Source organism: Pseudomonas sp. NPDC077186, assembly GCF_044543505.1.
GTDB lineage: Bacteria > Pseudomonadota > Gammaproteobacteria > Pseudomonadales > Pseudomonadaceae > Aquipseudomonas.
The window spans coordinates 1,505,772-1,524,625 of sequence record NZ_JBITWE010000001.1 but is presented as its reverse complement, the minus strand read 5'-3'; the positions used below and the strand labels follow the sequence as shown (position 1 = coordinate 1,524,625).

Genomic DNA, 18,854 nt, shown 5'->3' with positions numbered 1-18,854 from the left:
GCTGTCGCCGCCCTGACAACGCCGCGAACGGCCCAGCCGCTCGCGGCGTTTTACCATCTTCCCGACCGCCTACGCGGTCACCGAACACCTCAAAGGAGCGCACTCTATGGCTGTTGGTCTTGGCCCGCTGTCCACCCTGCACCCGGTTCCCGGCTTCGAGCTGGGCATCGCCTCGGCCGGCATCAAGCGCCCGGGGCGCAAGGATGTGGTGGTGATGCGCTGCGCCGAAGGTTCGCGCATCGCCGGGGTGACCACCACCAACGCCTTCTGCGCGGCGCCGGTGCTGGTGACCCGCGAGCGCCTGGGCGGCGAGGTGCGCTACTTGCTGACCAACACCGGCAACGCCAACGCCGGCACCGGCGCCGATGGCCTGGCGCGCGCCCGCCGTGCCTGCGCCCGGCTGGCCGAACTGACCGGGGTGGCCGAGGCGGCGGTGCTGCCGTTTTCCACCGGGGTGATCGGCGAGCCGCTGCCGGTGGAGAAGATCGAGTCCGCCTTGCAGGCGGCGCTGGACGATCTCAAGGAAGACAACTGGGTCAATGCCGCCACCGGCATCATGACCACCGACACCCTGCCCAAGGGCGCCAGCCGCCAGTTCCAACACGACGGCGTCACCGTCACCGTGACCGGCATATCCAAGGGCGCCGGGATGATCCGGCCGAACATGGCGACCATGCTCGGCTATATCGCCACCGACGCCAAAGTGGCCCGCGGCGTGCTGCAGGATCTGGTGCGCGACGCGGCGAACAAGTCGTTCAACCGCATCACCATCGACGGCGACACCTCGACCAACGACTGCTGCATGCTGATCGCCACCGGCCAGGCCGCCCTGCCGGAGATCGCCGAGGCCGCCGGCGAGCTGTTCGCCAAGCTCAAGCAGGCGGTGTTCGAGGTGTTCATGGAAGTGGCCCAGGCCATCGTCCGCGACGGCGAAGGGGCGACCAAGTTCGTCACCGTGCAGGTCAACGGCGGCGGCACCCACCAGGAATGCCTCGACGTAGCCTACGCCGTGGCCCACTCGCCACTGATCAAGACCGCGCTGTTCGCCTCCGACCCGAACTGGGGGCGCATCCTCGCCGCCGTCGGTTACGCCGGCGTGGCGCAACTGGACGTGAGCAAGATCGATGTGTTCCTTGGCGAGGTGTGCATCGCCAGCAAGGGCTGCCGCGCCGCCAGCTACACCGAGGAGCAGGGCGCGGCGGTGATGGCCCGCGAGGAGATCGGCATCCGCATCGAGCTGGGTCGCGGCAGCTGCAGCGAGACCATCTGGACCACCGACCTGTCCCACGAATACGTCAAGATCAACGCCGAATACCGCACCTAAGCAGCGGCAAGCTGCAAGCCATAAGCTGCAAGATAAGAGCCTGTGTACTTGACGCCGAGTCGGAGTCGATCCTCGCTTTAGCTTGTAGCTTGTAGCTTGTAGCTTGTAGCTGCTCCTCAGCCATTCCCGCGCCTCATGCCCCCATGACGCGCGGGAATTTGCCTTTCGGGGAGCGAACTTTTACCGTCTCTCGATCCCTTCCTCAAGCAATCCAAGGAGCATCGGCATGGCCCTGCAACTGGTGATCGGCGACAAGAACTATTCCTCCTGGTCGCTGCGCGCGGCCCTGGCCCTGGAACTGGCCGGCGAGCCCTACGACGAGGTGCAGGTGCGGCTCTACCAGCCGGACAGCCGCGCGCGCCTGCTCGAGCATTCGCCGACCGGCAAGGTGCCGGTGCTGCTGACCGAGGAAGGCCCGGTGTGGGACTCGCTGGCCATCGCCGAGTACCTCGCCGAGCGCTTTCCCGAGGCCCATCTGTGGCCGCGCGGCGAGTACGCCCGCGCGCTGGCGCGCAGCATCTGCGCGGAAATGCACAGCGGCTTCGCCGCGTTGCGCAGCCACCTGCCGATGGACCTGGCGCGCGACCAGGCGTTGACCGAGTTGCCCGACGCGGCCCAGGCCGACATCGACCGCATCTGCGCGATCTGGGCCGATTGCCGCGAGGGCTTCGGCCAGGACGGTCATTACCTGTTCGGCCACGCCAGCATCGCCGATGCCTTCTACGCGCCGGTGGCGGCGCGCCTGCGCAGCTACCGGGTGGTGCTGCCGACGACCGCGGCGGCCTATGTCGAGACGCTCTACCAGTGGCCGGCGTTCCAGCGCTGGTACCGGGCCGCCCTGCAGGAGCTGCAGGGGTGAAGCGCATCCATGTCGCGGCGGCGGTGATTCGCGGCGCGGACGGCCGCATCCTGATCGCCAAACGCCCGCCGGACAAGCACCAGGGCGGCCTGTGGGAGTTTCCCGGCGGCAAGGTGGAAGACGGCGAGGCGGTCGAGCGTGCCCTGGCCCGCGAGTTGGAGGAGGAGTTGGGCATCCGCCCGACGGCGCTGCGGCCGCTGATCCAGGTGCGCCACGACTACCCGGACAAGCAGGTGCTGCTGGATGTCTGGGAGGTCTCGGCATTCGCCGGCGAGCCCCATGGCGCCGAGGGCCAGCCGCTGGCCTGGGTCGGCGAGCGGCAATTGCTGGAGTACGAGTTTCCTGCCGCCAACGCGCCGATAGTCGCCGCGGCGCGCCTGCCCGAGCAGTACCTGATCACCCCCGACGGGCTGACGCCCGAGCAACTGCTCGCCGGCGTGCAGCGCGCCATCGCCGGCGGCACGCGGCTGCTGCAGCTGCGTGCGCCGAATCTGTTCGACGCCCAGTACCGCGACCTGGCGTTGGATATCCAGGGCCTGTGCGCCGGCAAGGCGCAGCTGATGCTCAAGGGCCCGGCGGAGTGGCTGGGAGATTTCCCCGCGGCTGGCTGGCACCTGAGCGCGGCGCAGCTGCGCAAGCATGCCGCCGGCGGCCGCCCTTTCCCTGATGGTCGCTGGCTGGCGGCCTCCTGCCACAGCGCCGAGGAACTGGCCCTGGCAACGCAGATGGGGGTGGATTTTGTCACCCTGTCGCCAGTGCAGGTGACAGCGACTCATCCCGAGGCACAGCCGCTGGGCTGGGAAGCCGCGAGCGAGATGCTCTCGGGCTTCAACCTGCCGGCTTATCTGCTGGGCGGTGTCGGCCCGACCGACATCGAACGCGCCTGGCAGGTGGGGGCTCAGGGCGTTGCCGGTATCCGCGCATTCTGGCCGCAGTAGGGTGTCGCGGGGCCGCCCAGGCCGTGCGCACCAAGCAGCTATCGCGGTATTCCTGGTGCGCGCGGCGCACCCTACAAGCTTCTGACCGCCTGCGACGTGGGGGCCTGGAGGTGACACCAGGCCGCACGCTGACACCCTACGGCTTGTCTGCCGCCTTCCACAGCACCTCGGCGACGCCCTGGCGCTTGCCGATTAGGCGTGCGGCGACGAACAGCAGGTCGGAGAGGCGGTTGACGTAGGCCAGACCCTCGGCGCGCAGCGGCTCCACCGCGTTGAGGTGCTGGCAGCGGCGTTCGGCGCCGCGGGCAATGCTGCGGCACAGATGGGCCTGGGCCACCAGGCGCGAGCCGCCGGGCAGGATGAAGTTCTCCAGCGGGCCGACCTCCTCGTTCCAGCGGTCGATGGCCGCCTCCAGGCGCTGCACTTCGCCGGCCTGCAGGGCCTGGTAGTCGGGCATCGCCAGTTCGCCGCCGAGGTCGAACAGGCGGTGCTGACAGGGCGCCAGCGTCTCGACCACCTCCATCAGGCCCGGCCATGTCGTGCTGGCTTCGGCCAACTCGGCCAGCAGCAGGCCGAGCTGGCTGTTGAGCGTGTCCAGCTCGCCCATGGCTTCGATGCGCGGGTGGTCCTTGGTCACCCGGCGGCCGTCGGCCAGGCCGGTCTCGCCCTTGTCGCCGGTGCGGGTGTAGATCTTGGAAAGGCGGTAGCCCATGTTCAGAGTCCTGTGCTGTCGGGGGCGGGGGCCAGCGGCAGGCGCAGGGTGAAGCAGGTGCCCTGGCCGGGCTTGGATTGCACTTCCATCTGCCCTTTGTGGTTGTTGGTGACGATGAAATAGGACACCGCCAGGCCCAGGCCGGTGCCCTGGCCGACTTCCTTGGTGGTGAAGAAGGGTTCGAAGATGCGCTTGCGCACCGCCTCGCTCATGCCGGTGCCGTTGTCCTCGACCTGCAGTTCGGCCCAGCTGCCGACCAGGCGCGTGCGCAGGACGATGCGCCCGGGTTCGCCGGGCGCGCTGCGCTGGTGGATGGCCTGGGCGGCGTTCTTCAGCAGGTTGAGCAGCACCTGCTCCAGCTCGTTGGCGGTGCCGGCCACCGCGCCCAGCTGCGGGTCGAAGTCGCGGACGATGTGCAGCGCCTTGAAGTCGAAGCTGTCGGTCAGATCGAAGTCGTTGCCGGCGATCTCCAGCGCCTGGTCGATCAGCGCCGGCAGCTGGCAGGGCGCCAGCTGGCGGTCGCTGCGCCGGCTGAAGCTGAGCATATGGCTGACGATCTTCGCCGCGCGCTGGCCGGCCTGCTGGATGCCGTCGAGCAGGCGCGGCACCTCGCGGGCCTCGAGGTAGCGGTCGATGCTTTCCAGGCACAGGCCGACCTGTTCGGCCTGTTCGCGGTTCTTTTCCAGTTCCGGCGACAGGCGCCGGCGGATGTTCTGCACGTTGTGCAGGATGGCGCCGAGCGGGTTGTTGATCTCGTGCGCCATGCCGGCGGCCAGGCCACCGACCGAGAGCATCTTCTCCGACTGCACCATCATTTCCTCCAGCGCCAGGCGCTGGGTGATGTCGTCGATACGAATCACCGCGCCGCGCCCGGCGCCGCCCATCAGCGGGTAGAAGGTCAGGGCGTAATGACGCGGCTCCTCGTCCTTGTGCCAGGTGACCCGCTCGATCTTCTCCACCCGGTGCTGCTCGGCGGTGCGCTTGAGCTGCGCCAGGAACGGCTTGAGCGGCGGGAAGGCGAGGAACACCGGCTGGTTCAACGCCTCGTCCAGGCGCGTACCGGAGAGCGCGCTGGCCTCCTGGTTCCACTGGGTGACGTAGAGCTGCTCGTCGAGGGCGATCAGCGCCGAAGGCATGGAGTCGATGATGCTGTTGAGGTAGTTCTGGAAACCGGTGAGCTTCTTCTCGATCTTGCTGCGCACCTGCACCTCCAGCTCCAGCTTGCGGTTGGAATGGCGGGTTTCCTCGGCCAGGCTCTGCGCCTGGTCGAAGGCGGCCTGGGCGTCGTCGCGGGCGCGGCTGAGCTGCTGCTCGCGCGCCTCCATGCGCATCAGCATGGTGTTGAAGGCGTCGGCCAGGCTGCCGATCTCGTCCTGGTTGCCGCGGGCGGCGCGCAGGGCGTAGTTCTCCTCGCGGGTGACCTGGCGCGACAGCTCCTCCAGCTTGCGGATCGGCCTGGTCACCAGGCGCCGGATCTGCCGCGCCACCAACAGCCAGAGCAGCACGCTGAGCGCCAGGATCGCCAGGCTGGCGGTCAGGGTGCCGGTGTAGAAGGCGCCGGGCAGTTCGCTGGAGGCCACCAGCAGCAGGGCGCCGGGGCGGCCGCTGGGGTGCGGCAGCTCGACCAGGTGGTTGGCGCGAAAGGCGGTCTCGCGCCAGTGCGGCAGCTGGCTGAGTTGCAACGGCACGTGCAGTTTCTCGCCGCGCTGCAGCTGCGCCAGGCTGACCCCGTTGCTGTCGTAGATCACCGCCGCGCGCAGCGGCGCGTAGTCGTCCAGGCGCTTGAGCAGGGCTTCGGCGGAGGCCGGCGAGTGCAGCGCCTGCTTGCTCAGCGCCGGGCTGGCGATCAGCCGGCCGAGGGTGTGCAGGGCCTGCGGCGCCATGCTCTCCTGGGTGATCCAGTAGGCGGCGCTGATAAAGGCCAGGTTGGCGATCAGCAGCACCGCGGCGAGCAGCACCAGCAGCGCGGCGAGCAGCTTGCGGCCGACCGGCAGGTTGTCGAGGTGCTGACGCAGTCGCATGGGGCTATCGCTGTGACGGGCGGGAAGGGCAGGTTAGCGCGGCCGGGCGGCCATTGCCACGCCGGGATCGGGCGCTTGCGCAAGGCCGTAGGGTGGACATGCCGCAGCGCGGCTTGTCCACAGGGACGGGCGATGGTGGACAAGGCTTCGCCATGTCCACCCTACGTGAGTCGTCAGTCCAGGGGCAGGCCGCGCGCGCCGAGGTGCGCCAGCAGGCGCTGCTGCAGGTGCTGCAGGTGCGGCAGCTGCAGGTCGTGGCGGCGGGCGGCGGCGCAGGCATGGCCGAGCAGGTAGGCGATCTCGGTGCGGCGGCCCTGGGCCACGTCCTGGTGCATGGAGGAGTAGTTGGCCGCGGTGGCCTCGATCACCCGCTGCACTTCCCCGTGCAGCTGCTCGGCCGCCGCCGGCTGGCCGCAGCGCTGCAGCAGCTCGCTCAGCTCGGCGCAGAGCGTGGCGACCTCGGCCGGGTGGTCGCGCAGGCCGCCGTTGCGGCAGTCATGCAGCACGCTCAGCGGGTTGATCGCGCAGTTCAGCGCCAGCTTGCGCCACAGCCGGGCGAGGATGTCCGGGCTCCACTGATGGGGAATGCCGGCGCGTTCGAGTTCGTCGAGCCAGGGCGGCGGCAGCGGGTCGGCCGGATCGCCCAGCCAGGTGTGGCCGTTGCCGGCGAACACCACCTGGAAGTCGGCCTGGCGAAACGCGCCCTCGGTGCTGGAGGCGAACAGGCAGCGCTGCTGCGGCAGGCGCTGGGCCACCGCGTCCTGGCTGCCCAGGCCGTTCTGCAGCAGCAGCAACTCGCCATCGGCGGCCAGGCGCGGCGCCAGTTCGGCGGCCGCGGCCTCGGCATCGTAGGCCTTGCAGGCCAGCAGCAGGCGGTGGATCGGCGCATCGGCCTGCGGCAGTTCGGCGGGAATGGCGTAGCGGCGGGCCTCGCCGCGCTCGACCAGGGTCAGGCCGCCGGCCTGCTGGTAGGCCGCCAGGCGTTCGCGATTACGCAGGATCAGCCGTACCGGCAGGCCGGCGCGGGCCAGGCGGGCGGCCCACAGGCTGCCCAGGCTGCCGGCGCCGAGAACGTGCCAGGTCACGGCAGCGGCAGGCGCATGGCGGCGACCCGGCCGCTGGCGTAGGACTCGGCCAGCAGGCTTTCGGCGTGGCGGATCAGCTGTTCCGGATCGGTGGGCAGGGCCTTGGCGTCCAGGCCCACCAGGCTGATGCCGGCCTTGAGCGTGACAAAGCCTTCGCTGGTCTTGAACGCCTTGAGGTTGAGGCCCTCGTGCAGGCGCTTGAAGCTGCTCGGCGAGCATTCGTGGAGGTCTTCGAGCAGGGTGATCAGGCCGAAGTGGTTGTCGTCCAGGCGGGTCAGCACGTCCAGCGGCCGCACCAGTTGCTGCAGGCGCCGGGCCACGCCGTGCAGCAGCTCGTTGTAGAAGCGGTCGCCGAACTTGCGGTGCAGCTGGCCGGCCTCCGGCAGGCCGATCAGCAGGTAGCACACCGCGCCGCCGCGCGACTCCACCTGGCGCAGGCTGTCGGCCAGCTTCTGCCGCAGGTAGCGCGGGTTGCCCAGGCCGGTGAGCGGGTCGACCAGGTTGCGCCGCTCCAGGCTGGCGATGTTCTGCGTCAGCAGGCGGTTTTCCTGCAGCAGGCGCTGCAGGGTGTTGCACAGGCGGTCGGCGGCGTAGACCCGCGGCACCAGTTGCTCGTTCATCGCCGCCTTGCTGATGAAGTCGTCGACGCCGCGATCGAAGGCCTCGCCCAGCACGTTCTCGCCCTCCTTGCCGGTGAGCAGGATGACGTAGGTGTAGTGATCGGCCGTCTCGTCCAGCTGGCGCACCCGCGCGGTCAGCTCCAGGCCGTCTATCTCGGGCATCAGCCAGTCGGCCAGGAGGACGCTGGCGGGACGCTGTTCGAGCAGCTGCAGGGCCTCGGCGGCGCTGCTGGCGAAGCGCACGTCCTGGTAGCCGGCCTGGCTCAGGGCGCGGCCGATCATGGCGCTGGAGAACTTGGCGTCGTCCACCACCAGGATGCTGAGATGGGGGTTGGGCATGGGCAGGCTCGCGACAGGGAGGAAGGACGCCAAACGGCGTGGATCAGTCCGGTTATAATGGGCCCGCCATAGTTATCGTCAAGTCAGGCGCGTTCACTCCGTGAAGGGGATCGCGCCGTCCATCAGGAGCAAGCCCATGCCTTCGTTCGACGTGGTGTCGGAACTGGACAAACACGAACTGACCAACGCGGTCGACAATGCCGTCAAGGAACTCGATCGCCGTTTCGATCTGCGCGGCAAGTGCAGCATCGAAAGCAAGGACAAGACCCTCACCCTGACCGCCGAGGCCGAGTTCATGCTCGAGCAGGTGCTCGACATCGTGCGCAGCAGCCTGATCAAGCGCAAGATCGACTGTCAGTGCATGGAAGCCAAGGAGGCCTACGCCTCCGGCAAGGTGATGAAACAGGAGGTGACCTTCCGCGAGGGCATCGACAAGGAGCTGGCGAAGAAGATCGTCGCCCATATCAAGGACGCCAAGCTCAAGGTGCAGGCCGCCATCCAGGGCGAGCAGGTGCGCATCACCGGCAAGAAGCGCGATGACCTGCAGGAGGCCATCGCCCTGCTGCGTGGTCACGATTTCGGCATGCCGCTGCAGTACAACAACTTCCGCGATTGAACCTTTGCCGCCTAGCGGCGTCGCAACGCAGGATTGATAGCATTCTGACCGCCATGGCATGCCATGGCGGTGTCGTTTCATGCACAGGAAACAGGAGTACCCCATGGAGATGAACGTCGACGAACTGGTGAAGATGTCGGAGGCCTGGCTGCCGGTGGTGCTGGAGTACAGCGGCAAGCTGACCCTGGCGCTGATCACCCTGCTGATCGGCTGGTGGCTGATCGGCCGACTGACCGCCAGCATCGGGCGTCTGCTCGAGGCGCGGCGCGTGGATCGGGCGCTGAGCAGCTTTATCGGCAGCCTGGTCAGCATCGTGCTGCGCATTCTGCTGTTGATCAGCGTGGCCTCGATGATCGGCGTGGAGACCACCTCCTTTATCGCCATGATCGGTGCCGCCGGCCTGGCCATCGGCCTGGCCCTGCAGGGCAGCCTGGCCAACTTCGCCGGCGGCGTGCTGATCATGCTGTTCCGCCCGTTCCGCGCCGGCGACTGGATCGAGGCGCAGGGCGTGTCCGGCAGCGTCGACAGCATCCAGATCTTCCACACCACGCTGAAGACCGCCGACAACAAGGTGGTGATCGTGCCCAACGGCAGCCTGTCCAACGGCCACATCACCAACTATTCGCGCGAGCCGCGCCGGCGTGCCGACATCAACATCGGCATCGACTACTCCAGCGACATCAAGCGCGCCCGCGAAGTGCTGCTGGAGATCGCCAAGGACCCGCGCGTGCACCTCGATCCGGCGCCGGTGGTGTTCGTCACCGGTCTGGGCGACAGCGCGGTCAACCTGTCGCTGCGGGTGTGGGTGGCCACCGCCGATTTCTGGCCGGTGACCTTCGAGTTCACCGAGCTGGCCAAGGAGCGCCTGACCGCCGCCGGCATCGGCATCCCCTTCCCGCAGCGGGTGGTGCACCTGGCCAAGGCCGACTGAGGCGTAGCGGATGGAAAAAGCCCCGGCAGGTCCGGGGCTTTTTTCTGTCTGGCGATCAGGCTTTTTCCGCCGGCGCTACCGGCGTGTCGCCGTTGGGCTGGCGGCGGTCGCGGCCCCACTGCAGGGCGATCAGGATCAGCGTGGGGATGCCGAGCAGCGCCGTGGCGAGGAAGAAGTGGGCGTAGCCGAGCTTCTCCACCATCACTCCGGAGTAGCCGCCGATCAGACGCGGCAGCAGCAGCATGATGGAGCTGAGCAGGGCGTATTGGGTGGCGGAGAACTTCAGGTTGGTCAGGCTCGACAGGTAGGCGACGAAGGCCGCGGTGGCCAGGCCGGCGCTGAAGTTGTCGCAGCTGATGGTGACGATCAGCATGTTCAGGTGCGGGCCCATGCCCACCAGCAGCATGAACAGCAGGTTGGTCGCCGCCGAGGCGAAGGCGCCGATCAGCAGGATCGGCATGATGCCGAAGCGCACGATCAGCAGGCCGCCCATGCCGGCGCCGAGCAGGGTCATGACCAGGCCGAACAGCTTGCTGACGCTAGCGATCTGATCCTTGGAAAAGCCCTGGTCGATATAGAAGACGTTGGCCATCACCCCCATCACCGTGTCGGACAGCCGGTAGGTGGCGATCAGGCCGAGCAGCAGCAGGGCCTGCCAGCGGTAACGCAGGATGAAGTCGTTGACCGGGGTTAGCACCGGCGCCAGGCTGCGCCGGCCCATGGCCGACAGGCACAGCGCGGTGAGGATGGTGTAGAGCAGGGCGCGCAGGAAGGCGCGGTCTTCCAGCAGCAGGTCGAGCAGGCTGGCCTCGCCGCGCAGCACGCTGGCGAAGTCGGTGTGGAAGAACTGGGTGAACATCGCCGGCACCGACACCAGCAGCACGATCAGCACCAGCACCGAGAGAATCTGCCGCACGAAGCCGTACTTGGCTGCTGCCAGCTGGGTCTTCAGCGGCACCGGCGGCTCGCGCATCCACAGGCTGGTGAGCAGGCCGGGCAGCATCAGCAGGGCGAACACCAGGTAGGTGCCGGCCCAGGCGCTGTGCTTGTACAGCTGCGCGGTGGAACCGAAGCCCTCGGCGAAATACAGCGCGCCGGCGGTGGCGAGCAGCGCGGCGACCCGGTAACCGGCCATGTAGGCGGCGGCCAGGGCGGCCTGACGGGTGTCGTCGACGATCTCCAGGCGGTAGGCGTCCACCGCGATGTCCTGGGTGGCCGAGGCGAAGGCCACCAGCACCGCCAGGGCGATCAGCCAGCTGAGCTGGGTCTGTGGGTCGAAGCTGGCCATGCCGACCAGGCCGACGGCGATCAGGCTCTGCGCCAGCACCAGCCAGGAGCGGCGCCGGCCCAGCTTGCCCAGCAGCGGCAGGCGCCACTGGTCGAGCATCGGCGCCCACACCCATTTGAAGGCGTAGGCCAGGCCGATCAGGCTGGCGAAGCCGATGGTCTCGCGGGCCACGCCGGCTTCGCGCAGCCACACCGACAGGGTGGAGAACACCAGCATGTAAGGCAGGCCGGCGGCGAAGCCGAGCAGGAGCAGTGCCAGGGTGGCGGGGCTGGCATAGGTGGCGAGGGCTTCTCGCCAGGATTTGCGTGGCATCGGGCTCGAATCTGGGGAACGGGTGATAGCGCGCACTCTAACCGCTGTGCTCCATCGGGCGCCAGCCGTGCCGACGGATATCCACCCGTTCGTTCAGGATGGCGACGCCCTCGGCGCGCAGGCGCGCGCGCTGCTCGTTGCCGGCCGGCGTGCCGACGGCCAGGCTCAGGCGTCCGCCGGCGCCGAGCACCCGGTGCCAGGGCAGCGCGGTGCCCTCCGGCAACTGGCCGAGGGTGCGCCCGACCCAGCGCGCGGCGCGGCCCAGGCCGGCCAGTCGGGCCAGCTCGCCGTAGCTGACCACCTTGCCCGCCGGCACCTGCGCCAGCACCAGGTACAGCGCTTCGCGCCGGGCCTCGGCGCTTGCCGCTGGTGGGGCCGGCCATGCAGACTCCATTGCGTCCACTTCATCCATATCGGTTGTGCTCATCATGCTGCCGCGTCTGTTGCTCGCCTTCGTCCTTTATACCCTGGCCGCGCCGCTGTGGGCCGACACCGTGTGGCTCGACAACGGCGACCGCCTCAGCGGCGAGATCGTCCTGCTCGACGGCGGCAAGCTGGCGCTGAAGACCAAGTACGCCGGCCAGGTGCTGATCGACTGGAAGGATATCGACACCCTGAGCTCGGACAAACCCCTGCTGCTGCGCCGCCAGGGCTTCGACAGCGAGCTGAGCAAGACCCTGGCGGCCGCCGGCGCCGGCATGGTGCGGGTGGAGGGCGAGCGCAGCCAGGTGCTGCCGCTGGCCGAGATCACCCGCCTGGTGCCGCCGCGGCCGCTGCTGGTGGATCGCGTCTGGGAGGGCAACCTCGACGCCAAGCTGGATATGGAGCGCAACGACAGCAAGGTCGACGAGTGGAAGCTCAAGGGCAACACGCGCGTCGAGCATGGGCGCTGGCGCCACGTGCTGAGCGGCGAGCTGGAGCACGAGACCAAGAACGGCGAGAAGGTCGACGACAACTGGGAGCTGGAGTACGACCTCGACCGCTTCTTCAGCGAGCACTGGTTCTGGCGGGTGGGGGTGGAGCAGAGCGAGGACGAGTTCGAGTCCATCGAGCGCCAGCGCATCCTCGGCACCGGCCCGGGCTACCGCTTCTGGGACGACGAGCTGGGCCGCTTCGACCTGATCGCCCAGTTCAACCGGGTGCGGCTGGAGTCGGACATCGTCGATCTGGCCTTCGACACCACCTCGCTGGAGCTGGACTACAAGCGCCTGCTGTGGGGCACGCGGCTGGAGTTCTATGCCAACGCCGAGCTGCAGATGCCGCATATCGACGCCATCGACTACGTGCTCGACAGCGAATTCGGCCTGCGCTACCGCCTCAACCAGTGGGCGCGGCTGTCGCTGCTGTACGAACTCGACCAGTTGCGCGGCCAGGGCCAGACCATCTCGGATCGCCATTACCTGATCGGCGTCGGCGTGGGCTGGTGATGCCGCCCGGCGCAGCGCCGCCCGGCGGAAAAAGCTGAACTCTGCCGGCCGATGCCGGTCAGCTCTTGCTCTGGCGTCGGGCTTGCGCATAATGCCCGGCTTTTCGCCCCATCAGAGCTCAGTTGTCCTCGTTATGTCGCGTTCGCTACCGCTTTCCCTGCTCAGCCTGAGCCTCGCGTTGCTCAGTTCCACCGCCGCCGCCGACACCGTCTGGCTGAAGAACGGCGACCGCCTGACCGGCACCATCAAGTTCTACGACGGCAACAAGTTGCTGCTCGAGACCGACTATGGCGGCGCCATCGCCCTGGACTGGAAGAAGATCGCCACCCTGGAGAGCGAGCAGGCGCTGCTGATCAAGCAGGACGACTTCAATGGCGAGCGCGCCAAGTCGCTGCAGGCCGCCGAGCCGGGCAAGGTGACCCTGGCCAATGGCGACGTGCCGAAGACCGTGGAGTTGAGCGAGATCGCCCAGATCATCAAGCCCAAGCCGCTGGTGGAGGATTTCACCTGGAAGGGCAACGTCGACCTGGCGCTGGATTACAAGCGCGCCGAGAGCGACACCGACGACTACGACGTCGACGTCAAGACCCAGGCCCGTCACGGCTGGTGGCGGCACAACGCGCAGGCCGAGTACAACCGCGAGCTGAAGGACGATGTGGTCAGCACCGACAACTGGAGCGCCGAGTACGCCCTCGACCGCTTCCTCACCGAGCAGTGGTTCTGGCAGGGGCGCTTCGAGTACAAGCGCGACCGCATCGAGGAGCTGGAGCGTCAGCGCACCCTGGGTACCGGTCCCGGTTACCAGTTCTGGGACAACGAACTGGGCGCCTTCTCCGTCGCCACCCTGGCCAACCGCAGCGACTACGTCTACAGCAATGGCGAGCAGGACCGCTTCTACGCGCTCAGCGTCAAGTGGGACTACAACCGCTACCTGATCGGCAAGGCGGTGGAACTGTTCAGCGTCGGCGAAGTGGGCAAGCCGCTGGAAGGCGTCGCCGACTACACCCTGGATGCCGAGGTCGGCCTGCGCTACAAGGTCACCGACTGGGCTTCGCTGAACATGAAGGCGGAAAAGGACATCGTCAGCGGCGCCGAGGGCGAGCTGGACGAGACCCGCTACAGCCTGGGCTTCGGCGTCGGCTGGTAAGCGCCCGGCGCAGTGGCCGAGCACGAAAAAGCCCGCGATAGTCGCGGGCTTTTTCGTGGTGGCGACTCAGTCGGTCTCTTCGAGGCTTTTGTTGTTCCAGCCGGCGCCGCCGGGGAGCAGCAGGTTGAGCAGCAGGGCGCTGACGGCGCACAGGGAAATCCCCGACAGGGCGAATTCCTTGCCGCCGATCACCATGCCGCCGATGCCGAAGACCAGGGTGACCGAGACGATGATCAGATTGCGCGCCTCGGACAGGTCGACCTGGTGGCGGATCAGGGTGTTGAGGCCGACCACCGCGATGGAACCGAACAGCAGGCAGAGGATGCCGCCCATCACCGGCACCGGAATGCTCTGCAGGGCGACGCCGAACTTGCCGACGAAGGCCAGGGCGATGGCGAACAGCGCGGCCCAGGTCATGATCTTCGGGTTGTAGCTCTTGGTCAGCATCACCGCGCCGGTCACTTCGGCGTAGGTGGTGTTGGGCGGGCCGCCGAACAGGCCGGCGGCCGAGGTGGCCAGGCCGTCGCCGAGCAGGGTGCGGTGCAGGCCCGGCTTCTTGACGAAGTTCTTGCCGGTGACGCTGCCGATCGCCACCACCCCGCCGATATGCTCGATGGCAGGCGCCAGCGCTACCGGCACCATGTACAGGATGGCGCCCCAGTGCAGCTCGGGCGCGACGAAGCTGGGCAGCGCCAGCCAGGGCGCGCTCGCCACCGCGCTGCTGTCGATCACCCCGAGCACGGCGGCGATCAGGCAGCCGACGGCGATGCCGGCGAGGATCGGCACCAGGCGGAAGATGCCGCGGCCGAGCACGGCGACCAGCAGGGTGGTGAGCAGCGCCGGCATCGAGATCAGCATGGCGGTGGCATAGGGCACCAGCTCGACGCTGCCGTCGCCGGCCTTGCCCATGGCCATGTTCACCGCCACCGGCGACAGGGCCAGGCCGATGGAGATGATCACCGGGGCGATCACCACCGGCGGCAGCAGGCGGTCGATGAAGCTGGGGCCGCGCAGTTTGACCAGCACCGAGAGCAGGATGTAGACCAGGCCGGCCGCCATCACCCCGCCGAGCACCGCGGGCAGGCCGAACTCGCCCTTGGCCGCCAGAATCGGCGCGATGAAGGCGAAGCTGGAGGCCAGAAACACCGGCACCTGGCGCTTGGTCACCAGTTGGAACAGCAGGGTGCCGAGGCCGGCGGTGAACAGCGCGACGTTGGGGTCCATGCCGGTGATCAGCGGCATCAGCACCAGGGCGCCGAAGGCCACGAAGAGCATCTGCGCGCCGGAGAGGCCCTGGCGCCAGAGCGGATCGTTGAATTCCGTTTGCGACATGTTCAGGCGTCCTTCTGCTTGGTGCCGAAGATCTTGTCGCCGGCATCGCCCAGGCCGGGGATGATGTAGCCGTGCTCGTTCAGGCGCTCGTCGATCGAGGCGGTGAAGATGGTCACCTCGGGGTGGGCCTTCTCGACCGCTTGGATGCCTTCGGGCGCGGCGACCAGCACCATGGCGCGGATATCCTTGCAGCCGGCCTTCTTCAGCAGGTCGATGGTGGCGACCAGCGAGCCGCCGGTGGCCAGCATCGGGTCGATGATCAGCGCCAGGCGCTCGTCGATCTCCGGTGCCAGTTTCTCCAGGTAGGTGTGCGCCTCCAGGGTTTCCTCGTTGCGCGCCACGCCCACGGCGCTGACCTTGGCCCCGGGAATCAGGCTGAGCACGCCGTCGAGCATGCCGATGCCGGCGCGCAGGATGGGCACCACGGTGATCTTCTTGCCGGCGATCTTCTCCACCTGCACCGCGCCGGCCCAGCCCTGGATCTCGTAGCTTTCCAGCGGCAGGTCGTTGGTCGCCTCGTAGGTCAGCAGCGCGCCCACTTCCTGGGCCAGTTCGCGGAAGTTCTTGGTGCTGATGTCGGCGCGGCGCATCAGGCCGATTTTGTGACGGATCAGCGGGTGGCGGATCTCGCGAGTGGGCATGGGCTGGGATCTCCAACGGGGCTCTGGGAAAAATCGCGTTAGATTAAAGCATTGCTTATGCCGAGTGGTGGGTGACTGACGGGTCAGTGCGCCGCGCGAGCGGCCTCGGCTACGCTGGTCAGGCGAGGCTTGGCAAGTGCGCCGCAGCTCTGTACCTTTGCCCGCTTTTATTTGACTGATCGCTCAGCTTTTGCCGCCGATCGCCGCTCATTCCATCAGCCCGACCAAGAGAGAACGCCCCATGTCCGCCGATCTCGCGCACATTCGCCAAGTCATGGCGGAAGCCGACTGCCTGTTCACCGAAGCCGAGGTGGAAGCGGCCATCGACCGCGTCGCCGCCCAAATCAACGCCGAACTGGCCGAACGCAACCCGGTGGTGTTCTGCGTGATGAACGGCGGCCTGATCTTCTCCGGCAAGCTGCTGCCCAAGCTGGCCTTCCCGCTGGAGGCGTCCTACCTGCACGCCACCCGCTACCGCAACGAGACCAGCGGCGGCGAGCTGTTCTGGAAGGCCAAGCCGGAAGTCTCCTTTATCGACCGCGACGTGCTGATCATCGACGACATCCTCGACGAAGGGCACACCCTCGGCGCGATCATCGATTTCTGCCGCCACGCCGGCGCCCGTGCGGTGCATACCGCGGTGCTGATCGACAAGGAACACCAGCGCAAGGCGCGCCCGGACCTCAAGGCCGACTACGTCGGCCTGCAGTGCATCGACCGCTATATCTTCGGCTACGGCATGGACTACAAGGGCTACTGGCGCAACGCCGCCGGCATCTACGCGGTCAAGGGGCTGTAAGCGCACCGCTCGGCGCGGCTCGTAAGTATCGGCGCGCCGTCGTAGGGTGCGCCGCGCGCACCGCCGCTACCGATTGTCCTCGAACAGCCATCGTTCTGCGGATATCCGCTTGAGGTTCGCCACGGCTGGTGCGCATAGCTCACCCTACGGGCTTGTCCCCAGCCAGCGCAGCGCCTTCTGCCGCGCCTGCGCCAGGTCGCGCACATAAGCCAGTTCGCCGGCGCGCCGGTGCACCCCGGCGCGGCGCAGCTGCAGGCGCACCTGCGCGGTCGGGCCGCTGAGGATCAGCGCCACGCCCTGCTGGCGGTAGTCGCGCAGCACGTTGTCCAGCGCGGCGATGGCGGTCATGTCCAGCAGCGGCACCGCGCTGATATCGACTATCACCACGCGCACCCCCGGGGCGAAGCGGCGCAGCACGCTCAGCGCCTTCTCCGCCGCGCCGAAGAACAGCGGCCCGCGAATGGCATAGGCCAGCACGTGCTCGGGCAGGTCCTGCAGGGCCTGGCGTTGCTGCCGGCTCAGCGCGGCGGTGTCGGTCAGCTCGCTCATGCGCTTGATGAACAGCCCGGCGGCCAGCAGCAGGCCGACGCCGACCGCCAGCACCATGTCGAACAGCACCGTCAGCAGCAGGCAGGTGAGCAGCACCAGCACGTCGCCGCGCGGGGCGATGCGCAGGGTGTGGGCCACATGCTGTGGCTCGCTCATGTTCCACGCCACCACCAGCAGCAGGGCCGCCAGCGCCGCCATCGGCAGGTAGCTGAACAGCGGCGCCAGCAGCAGGATGGCGGCCAGCACCACGCCGGCGTGAATCAGCGCCGCCAGCGGCGAGAAGGCGCCGGCGCGCACGTTGGCGGCGGTGCGGGCGATGGCCGCGGTGGCGGTGATGCCGCCGAAGAAGGGCGCGGCCAGGTTGCCCAGGCCCTGGCCGATCAGCTCGGCATTGGGGTCGTGCTTGCTGCCGCTCATGCCGTCGGCGACCACGGCGCAGAGCAAGGATTCGATGGCGCCGAGCATGGCGATGGCGAAGGCCGGCGCCAGCAGCTGGCGGATCAGCTCGAAGGACAGCGGCAGCGGCTGGCCGTCTGCGCCGGGCAACTGCCAGGGCAGGCCCGGGCTGGGCAGCAAGGGCGGGATGCCGGGGTGCTCGACGCCGTCGAGGGTATAGCTGAAGCGTTCGCCCAGTGTCGCCACCGGCAGGCCGAGGCGTTCCAGGGCGAGGGCGAGCAGGGCGCCGACGGCCAGGGCGACCAGGTGCGCGGGAATCTTCGGCGCCAGGCGCGGCCACAGCAGCAGGGTGGCCAGGCAGATGGCACCGACCAGGCTGTCGCCCGGCTGCAGGCTGGGCAGCGCGCTGGCCAGCAGGGCGAGCTGCTGCAGCAGGTGCTGCGGGGTTTCGGCCAGTTCCAGGCCGAGCAGGTCCTTGAGCTGCAGGATGGCGATGACGATGCCGATGCCGGCGGTGAAGCCCAGGGTCACCGGATAGGGCACGAACTCGATCAGGCGTCCGGCGCGCAGCAGGCCCAGGGTGATCAGGATGACGCCGGCCAGCAGGGTGCACAGCAGCAACCCGCCCAGACCATATTGCTGGGTGATCGGCAGCAGGATCACCACGAAGGCCGCGGTCGGCCCGGAGATATTGAAGCGCGAGCCGCCGCACAGGGCGATCAGCGGCGCGGCGACCAGTACGGTGTACAGGCCGTGTTGCGGCGCCACGCCGACCGCGATGGCCAGCGCCATGGCCAAGGGGATGGCGATGATGCCGACCGTCAGTCCGGCGCTCAGGTCGCCGCGCAGGGCCTTCCAGGAGTAGCCGGCGCGCAGGGTCTGGCGCCAGGCGGCGAACAGCGGCAGGGAGTGGCGTGGCATGGTGGCTCCGGAATGGCTCGGCGCATTATAGGAGCGGCGCGCCGTGCGGCGGCATGACCTAGGTCGGCTGTTGCGTCGAATGTTCGCGTGCTAGCCTGCGCGGCTGCGCGTTGAGCCGCGCGCGGCGCGGCGGTAAACTGCCGGCCCTCTGTAATGCTGGCGGGAGCGGGCGATGCGTAAAGACAAGAAGCAGGTGATTGGCGAAGAAATCAGCGACGACTCGATCAAGCTGTTCCTGGCGGTGGAGCCGGCCGACGCTACGCCACCCTCGCTGCACAAGCTGATCAAGGCTTATCGCGGTCTGCGCATCGACGACTTCGAGCGCTTCGTCGGCTTCTTCGTCACCGCCGGCTACGACCTGGCGGCCACCGACGCGCAGGGCCACGACTTCGTCGCCCTGATCCAGGATCAGCGCAACGCCGAACCCTATATCGAGGTGATCAAGGCCGCGCGCGCCAGCTGATCCTGCAGTCGGGCGGGCATGCCGAAGGCTTGTCCGCCGTCCTTGGTGGACAAGGCTGCGCCATGTCCTACCTACGCTTTCTCCCGGGCTTCCGGGCAATAAAAAACCGGCCACGAGGGCCGGTTTTTCAAGAA

17 protein-coding genes and 1 pseudogene are annotated in these 18,854 nt (G+C 68.2%); 9 read left to right on the top strand and 9 right to left on the bottom strand.

The annotated features are described in order from the left end of the window. The first annotated feature begins 106 nt into the window (after positions 1-106). The 3 genes from argJ (at position 107) to ACIGKL_RS07210 (ending at position 3,121) form a co-directional block, all read left to right on the top strand. On the top strand, positions 107-1,324 hold the full coding sequence (argJ, locus tag ACIGKL_RS07220) for a bifunctional glutamate N-acetyltransferase/amino-acid acetyltransferase ArgJ (RefSeq protein WP_397485994.1): 1,218 nt from the start codon (positions 107-109) through the stop codon (positions 1,322-1,324). Positions 1,325-1,550: 226 nt separating this feature from the next. Continuing rightward, positions 1,551-2,183: a glutathione S-transferase family protein gene (locus ACIGKL_RS07215; RefSeq protein WP_397485993.1), complete on the top strand. Its 633-nt coding sequence runs from the start codon at positions 1,551-1,553 to the stop codon at positions 2,181-2,183. After that, on the top strand, positions 2,180-3,121 hold the full coding sequence (locus ACIGKL_RS07210; RefSeq protein ID WP_397485992.1) for a Nudix family hydrolase: 942 nt from the start codon (positions 2,180-2,182) through the stop codon (positions 3,119-3,121). The genes ACIGKL_RS07215 and ACIGKL_RS07210 overlap by 4 nt, the downstream gene beginning before the upstream one ends. Positions 3,122-3,257: 136 nt before the next feature. Here ACIGKL_RS07210 and ACIGKL_RS07205 read toward each other — a convergent pair whose 3' ends face one another. The 4 genes and pseudogenes from ACIGKL_RS07205 to ACIGKL_RS07190 form a co-directional block, all read right to left on the bottom strand. Beyond that, on the bottom strand, positions 3,258-3,833 hold the full coding sequence (locus ACIGKL_RS07205) for a cob(I)yrinic acid a,c-diamide adenosyltransferase (RefSeq protein WP_397485991.1): 576 nt from the start codon (positions 3,831-3,833) through the stop codon (positions 3,258-3,260). A 2-nt stretch (positions 3,834-3,835) separates the two neighbouring features. Beyond that, on the bottom strand, positions 3,836-5,854 hold the full coding sequence (locus ACIGKL_RS07200; protein ID WP_397485990.1) for an ATP-binding protein: 2,019 nt from the start codon (positions 5,852-5,854) through the stop codon (positions 3,836-3,838). A gap of 173 nt (positions 5,855-6,027) precedes the next feature. Further along, the gene (locus tag ACIGKL_RS07195) at positions 6,028-6,939 is read right to left on the bottom strand and encodes a putative 2-dehydropantoate 2-reductase (protein ID WP_397485989.1); all 912 of its coding nucleotides are present in this window, start codon (positions 6,937-6,939) and stop codon (positions 6,028-6,030) included. Then, positions 6,936-7,937, bottom strand: a pseudogene (locus tag ACIGKL_RS07190) (response regulator); the annotation flags it as partial. The pseudogene ACIGKL_RS07190 and the gene ACIGKL_RS07195, both read right to left, overlap by 4 nt. A gap of 97 nt (positions 7,938-8,034) precedes the next feature. Between ACIGKL_RS07190 and ACIGKL_RS07185 the strand changes: the two are divergent. Together ACIGKL_RS07185 and ACIGKL_RS07180 are read left to right on the top strand one after the other, a co-directional pair. After that, on the top strand, positions 8,035-8,514 hold the full coding sequence (locus tag ACIGKL_RS07185; protein ID WP_021444165.1) for a YajQ family cyclic di-GMP-binding protein: 480 nt from the start codon (positions 8,035-8,037) through the stop codon (positions 8,512-8,514). 103 nt (positions 8,515-8,617) lie between these two features. Then, entirely contained in the window at positions 8,618-9,445 is an 828-nt protein-coding gene (locus tag ACIGKL_RS07180; protein WP_397486262.1) for a mechanosensitive ion channel family protein, read from the top strand. Positions 9,446-9,500: 55 nt separating this feature from the next. Here the strand turns inward: ACIGKL_RS07180 and ACIGKL_RS07175 are convergent, their stop codons facing one another. Beyond that, positions 9,501-11,045, bottom strand: coding sequence for an AmpG family muropeptide MFS transporter (locus ACIGKL_RS07175; protein ID WP_397485988.1), 1,545 nt, complete (start codon positions 11,043-11,045; stop codon positions 9,501-9,503). Between the two features lie 37 nt (positions 11,046-11,082). Continuing rightward, positions 11,083-11,439 carry an MGMT family protein gene (locus tag ACIGKL_RS07170; RefSeq protein WP_397485987.1) on the bottom strand — a complete coding sequence of 119 codons (357 nt, stop codon included), beginning with the start codon at positions 11,437-11,439 and terminating at the stop codon, positions 11,083-11,085. Between the two features lie 34 nt (positions 11,440-11,473). On the opposite strand from ACIGKL_RS07170, the gene ACIGKL_RS07165 reads away from it, so the two are divergent. Then, the gene (locus ACIGKL_RS07165) at positions 11,474-12,472 is read left to right on the top strand and encodes a DUF481 domain-containing protein (RefSeq protein ID WP_397485986.1); all 999 of its coding nucleotides are present in this window, start codon (positions 11,474-11,476) and stop codon (positions 12,470-12,472) included. 133 nt (positions 12,473-12,605) lie between these two features. Next, on the top strand, positions 12,606-13,619 hold the full coding sequence (locus tag ACIGKL_RS07160; protein ID WP_397485985.1) for a DUF481 domain-containing protein: 1,014 nt from the start codon (positions 12,606-12,608) through the stop codon (positions 13,617-13,619). Positions 13,620-13,685: 66 nt separating this feature from the next. On the opposite strand, the gene ACIGKL_RS07155 is transcribed toward ACIGKL_RS07160, so the two are convergent. Together ACIGKL_RS07155 and upp are read right to left on the bottom strand one after the other, a co-directional pair. Continuing rightward, positions 13,686-14,951, bottom strand: coding sequence for a uracil-xanthine permease family protein (locus ACIGKL_RS07155; RefSeq protein ID WP_397485984.1), 1,266 nt, complete (start codon positions 14,949-14,951; stop codon positions 13,686-13,688). A 2-nt stretch (positions 14,952-14,953) separates the two neighbouring features. Continuing rightward, positions 14,954-15,592: a uracil phosphoribosyltransferase gene (upp, locus tag ACIGKL_RS07150; RefSeq protein ID WP_397485983.1), complete on the bottom strand. Its 639-nt coding sequence runs from the start codon at positions 15,590-15,592 to the stop codon at positions 14,954-14,956. Positions 15,593-15,833: 241 nt separating this feature from the next. Between upp and ACIGKL_RS07145 the strand changes: the two genes are divergently transcribed. Then, positions 15,834-16,391 (top strand): hypoxanthine-guanine phosphoribosyltransferase, encoded by a 558-nt coding sequence (locus ACIGKL_RS07145; RefSeq protein ID WP_397485982.1) that lies wholly within the window; start codon positions 15,834-15,836, stop codon positions 16,389-16,391. Positions 16,392-16,535: 144 nt separating this feature from the next. On the opposite strand, the gene dauA is transcribed toward ACIGKL_RS07145, so the two are convergent. Then, entirely contained in the window at positions 16,536-18,257 is a 1,722-nt protein-coding gene (gene dauA / locus ACIGKL_RS07140) for a C4-dicarboxylic acid transporter DauA (RefSeq protein ID WP_397485981.1), read from the bottom strand. 172 nt (positions 18,258-18,429) lie between these two features. Between dauA and ACIGKL_RS07135 the strand changes: the two genes are divergently transcribed. Continuing rightward, on the top strand, positions 18,430-18,720 hold the full coding sequence (locus ACIGKL_RS07135; protein ID WP_397485980.1) for a PA4642 family protein: 291 nt from the start codon (positions 18,430-18,432) through the stop codon (positions 18,718-18,720). Positions 18,721-18,854: the final 134 nt, after the last annotated feature.

Coding starts and splice junctions, on each gene's coding strand:
- ACIGKL_RS07175 (WP_397485988.1), bottom strand. CDS start 11,045: ATGCCACGCAAATCCTGGCGAGAAGCCCTCGCCACCTATGCCAGCCCC.
- ACIGKL_RS07155 (WP_397485984.1), bottom strand. CDS start 14,951: ATGTCGCAAACGGAATTCAACGATCCGCTCTGGCGCCAGGGCCTCTCC.
- ACIGKL_RS07165 (WP_397485986.1), top strand. CDS start 11,474: ATGCTGCCGCGTCTGTTGCTCGCCTTCGTCCTTTATACCCTGGCCGCG.
- ACIGKL_RS07135 (WP_397485980.1), top strand. CDS start 18,430: ATGCGTAAAGACAAGAAGCAGGTGATTGGCGAAGAAATCAGCGACGAC.
- ACIGKL_RS07185 (WP_021444165.1), top strand. CDS start 8,035: ATGCCTTCGTTCGACGTGGTGTCGGAACTGGACAAACACGAACTGACC.
- ACIGKL_RS07200 (WP_397485990.1), bottom strand. CDS start 5,854: ATGCGACTGCGTCAGCACCTCGACAACCTGCCGGTCGGCCGCAAGCTG.
- upp (WP_397485983.1), bottom strand. CDS start 15,592: ATGCCCACTCGCGAGATCCGCCACCCGCTGATCCGTCACAAAATCGGC.
- ACIGKL_RS07180 (WP_397486262.1), top strand. CDS start 8,618: ATGGAGATGAACGTCGACGAACTGGTGAAGATGTCGGAGGCCTGGCTG.
- ACIGKL_RS07205 (WP_397485991.1), bottom strand. CDS start 3,833: ATGGGCTACCGCCTTTCCAAGATCTACACCCGCACCGGCGACAAGGGC.
- argJ (WP_397485994.1), top strand. CDS start 107: ATGGCTGTTGGTCTTGGCCCGCTGTCCACCCTGCACCCGGTTCCCGGC.
- ACIGKL_RS07145 (WP_397485982.1), top strand. CDS start 15,834: ATGTCCGCCGATCTCGCGCACATTCGCCAAGTCATGGCGGAAGCCGAC.
- ACIGKL_RS07160 (WP_397485985.1), top strand. CDS start 12,606: ATGTCGCGTTCGCTACCGCTTTCCCTGCTCAGCCTGAGCCTCGCGTTG.
- ACIGKL_RS07215 (WP_397485993.1), top strand. CDS start 1,551: ATGGCCCTGCAACTGGTGATCGGCGACAAGAACTATTCCTCCTGGTCG.
- ACIGKL_RS07170 (WP_397485987.1), bottom strand. CDS start 11,439: ATGGAGTCTGCATGGCCGGCCCCACCAGCGGCAAGCGCCGAGGCCCGG.
- dauA (WP_397485981.1), bottom strand. CDS start 18,257: ATGCCACGCCACTCCCTGCCGCTGTTCGCCGCCTGGCGCCAGACCCTG.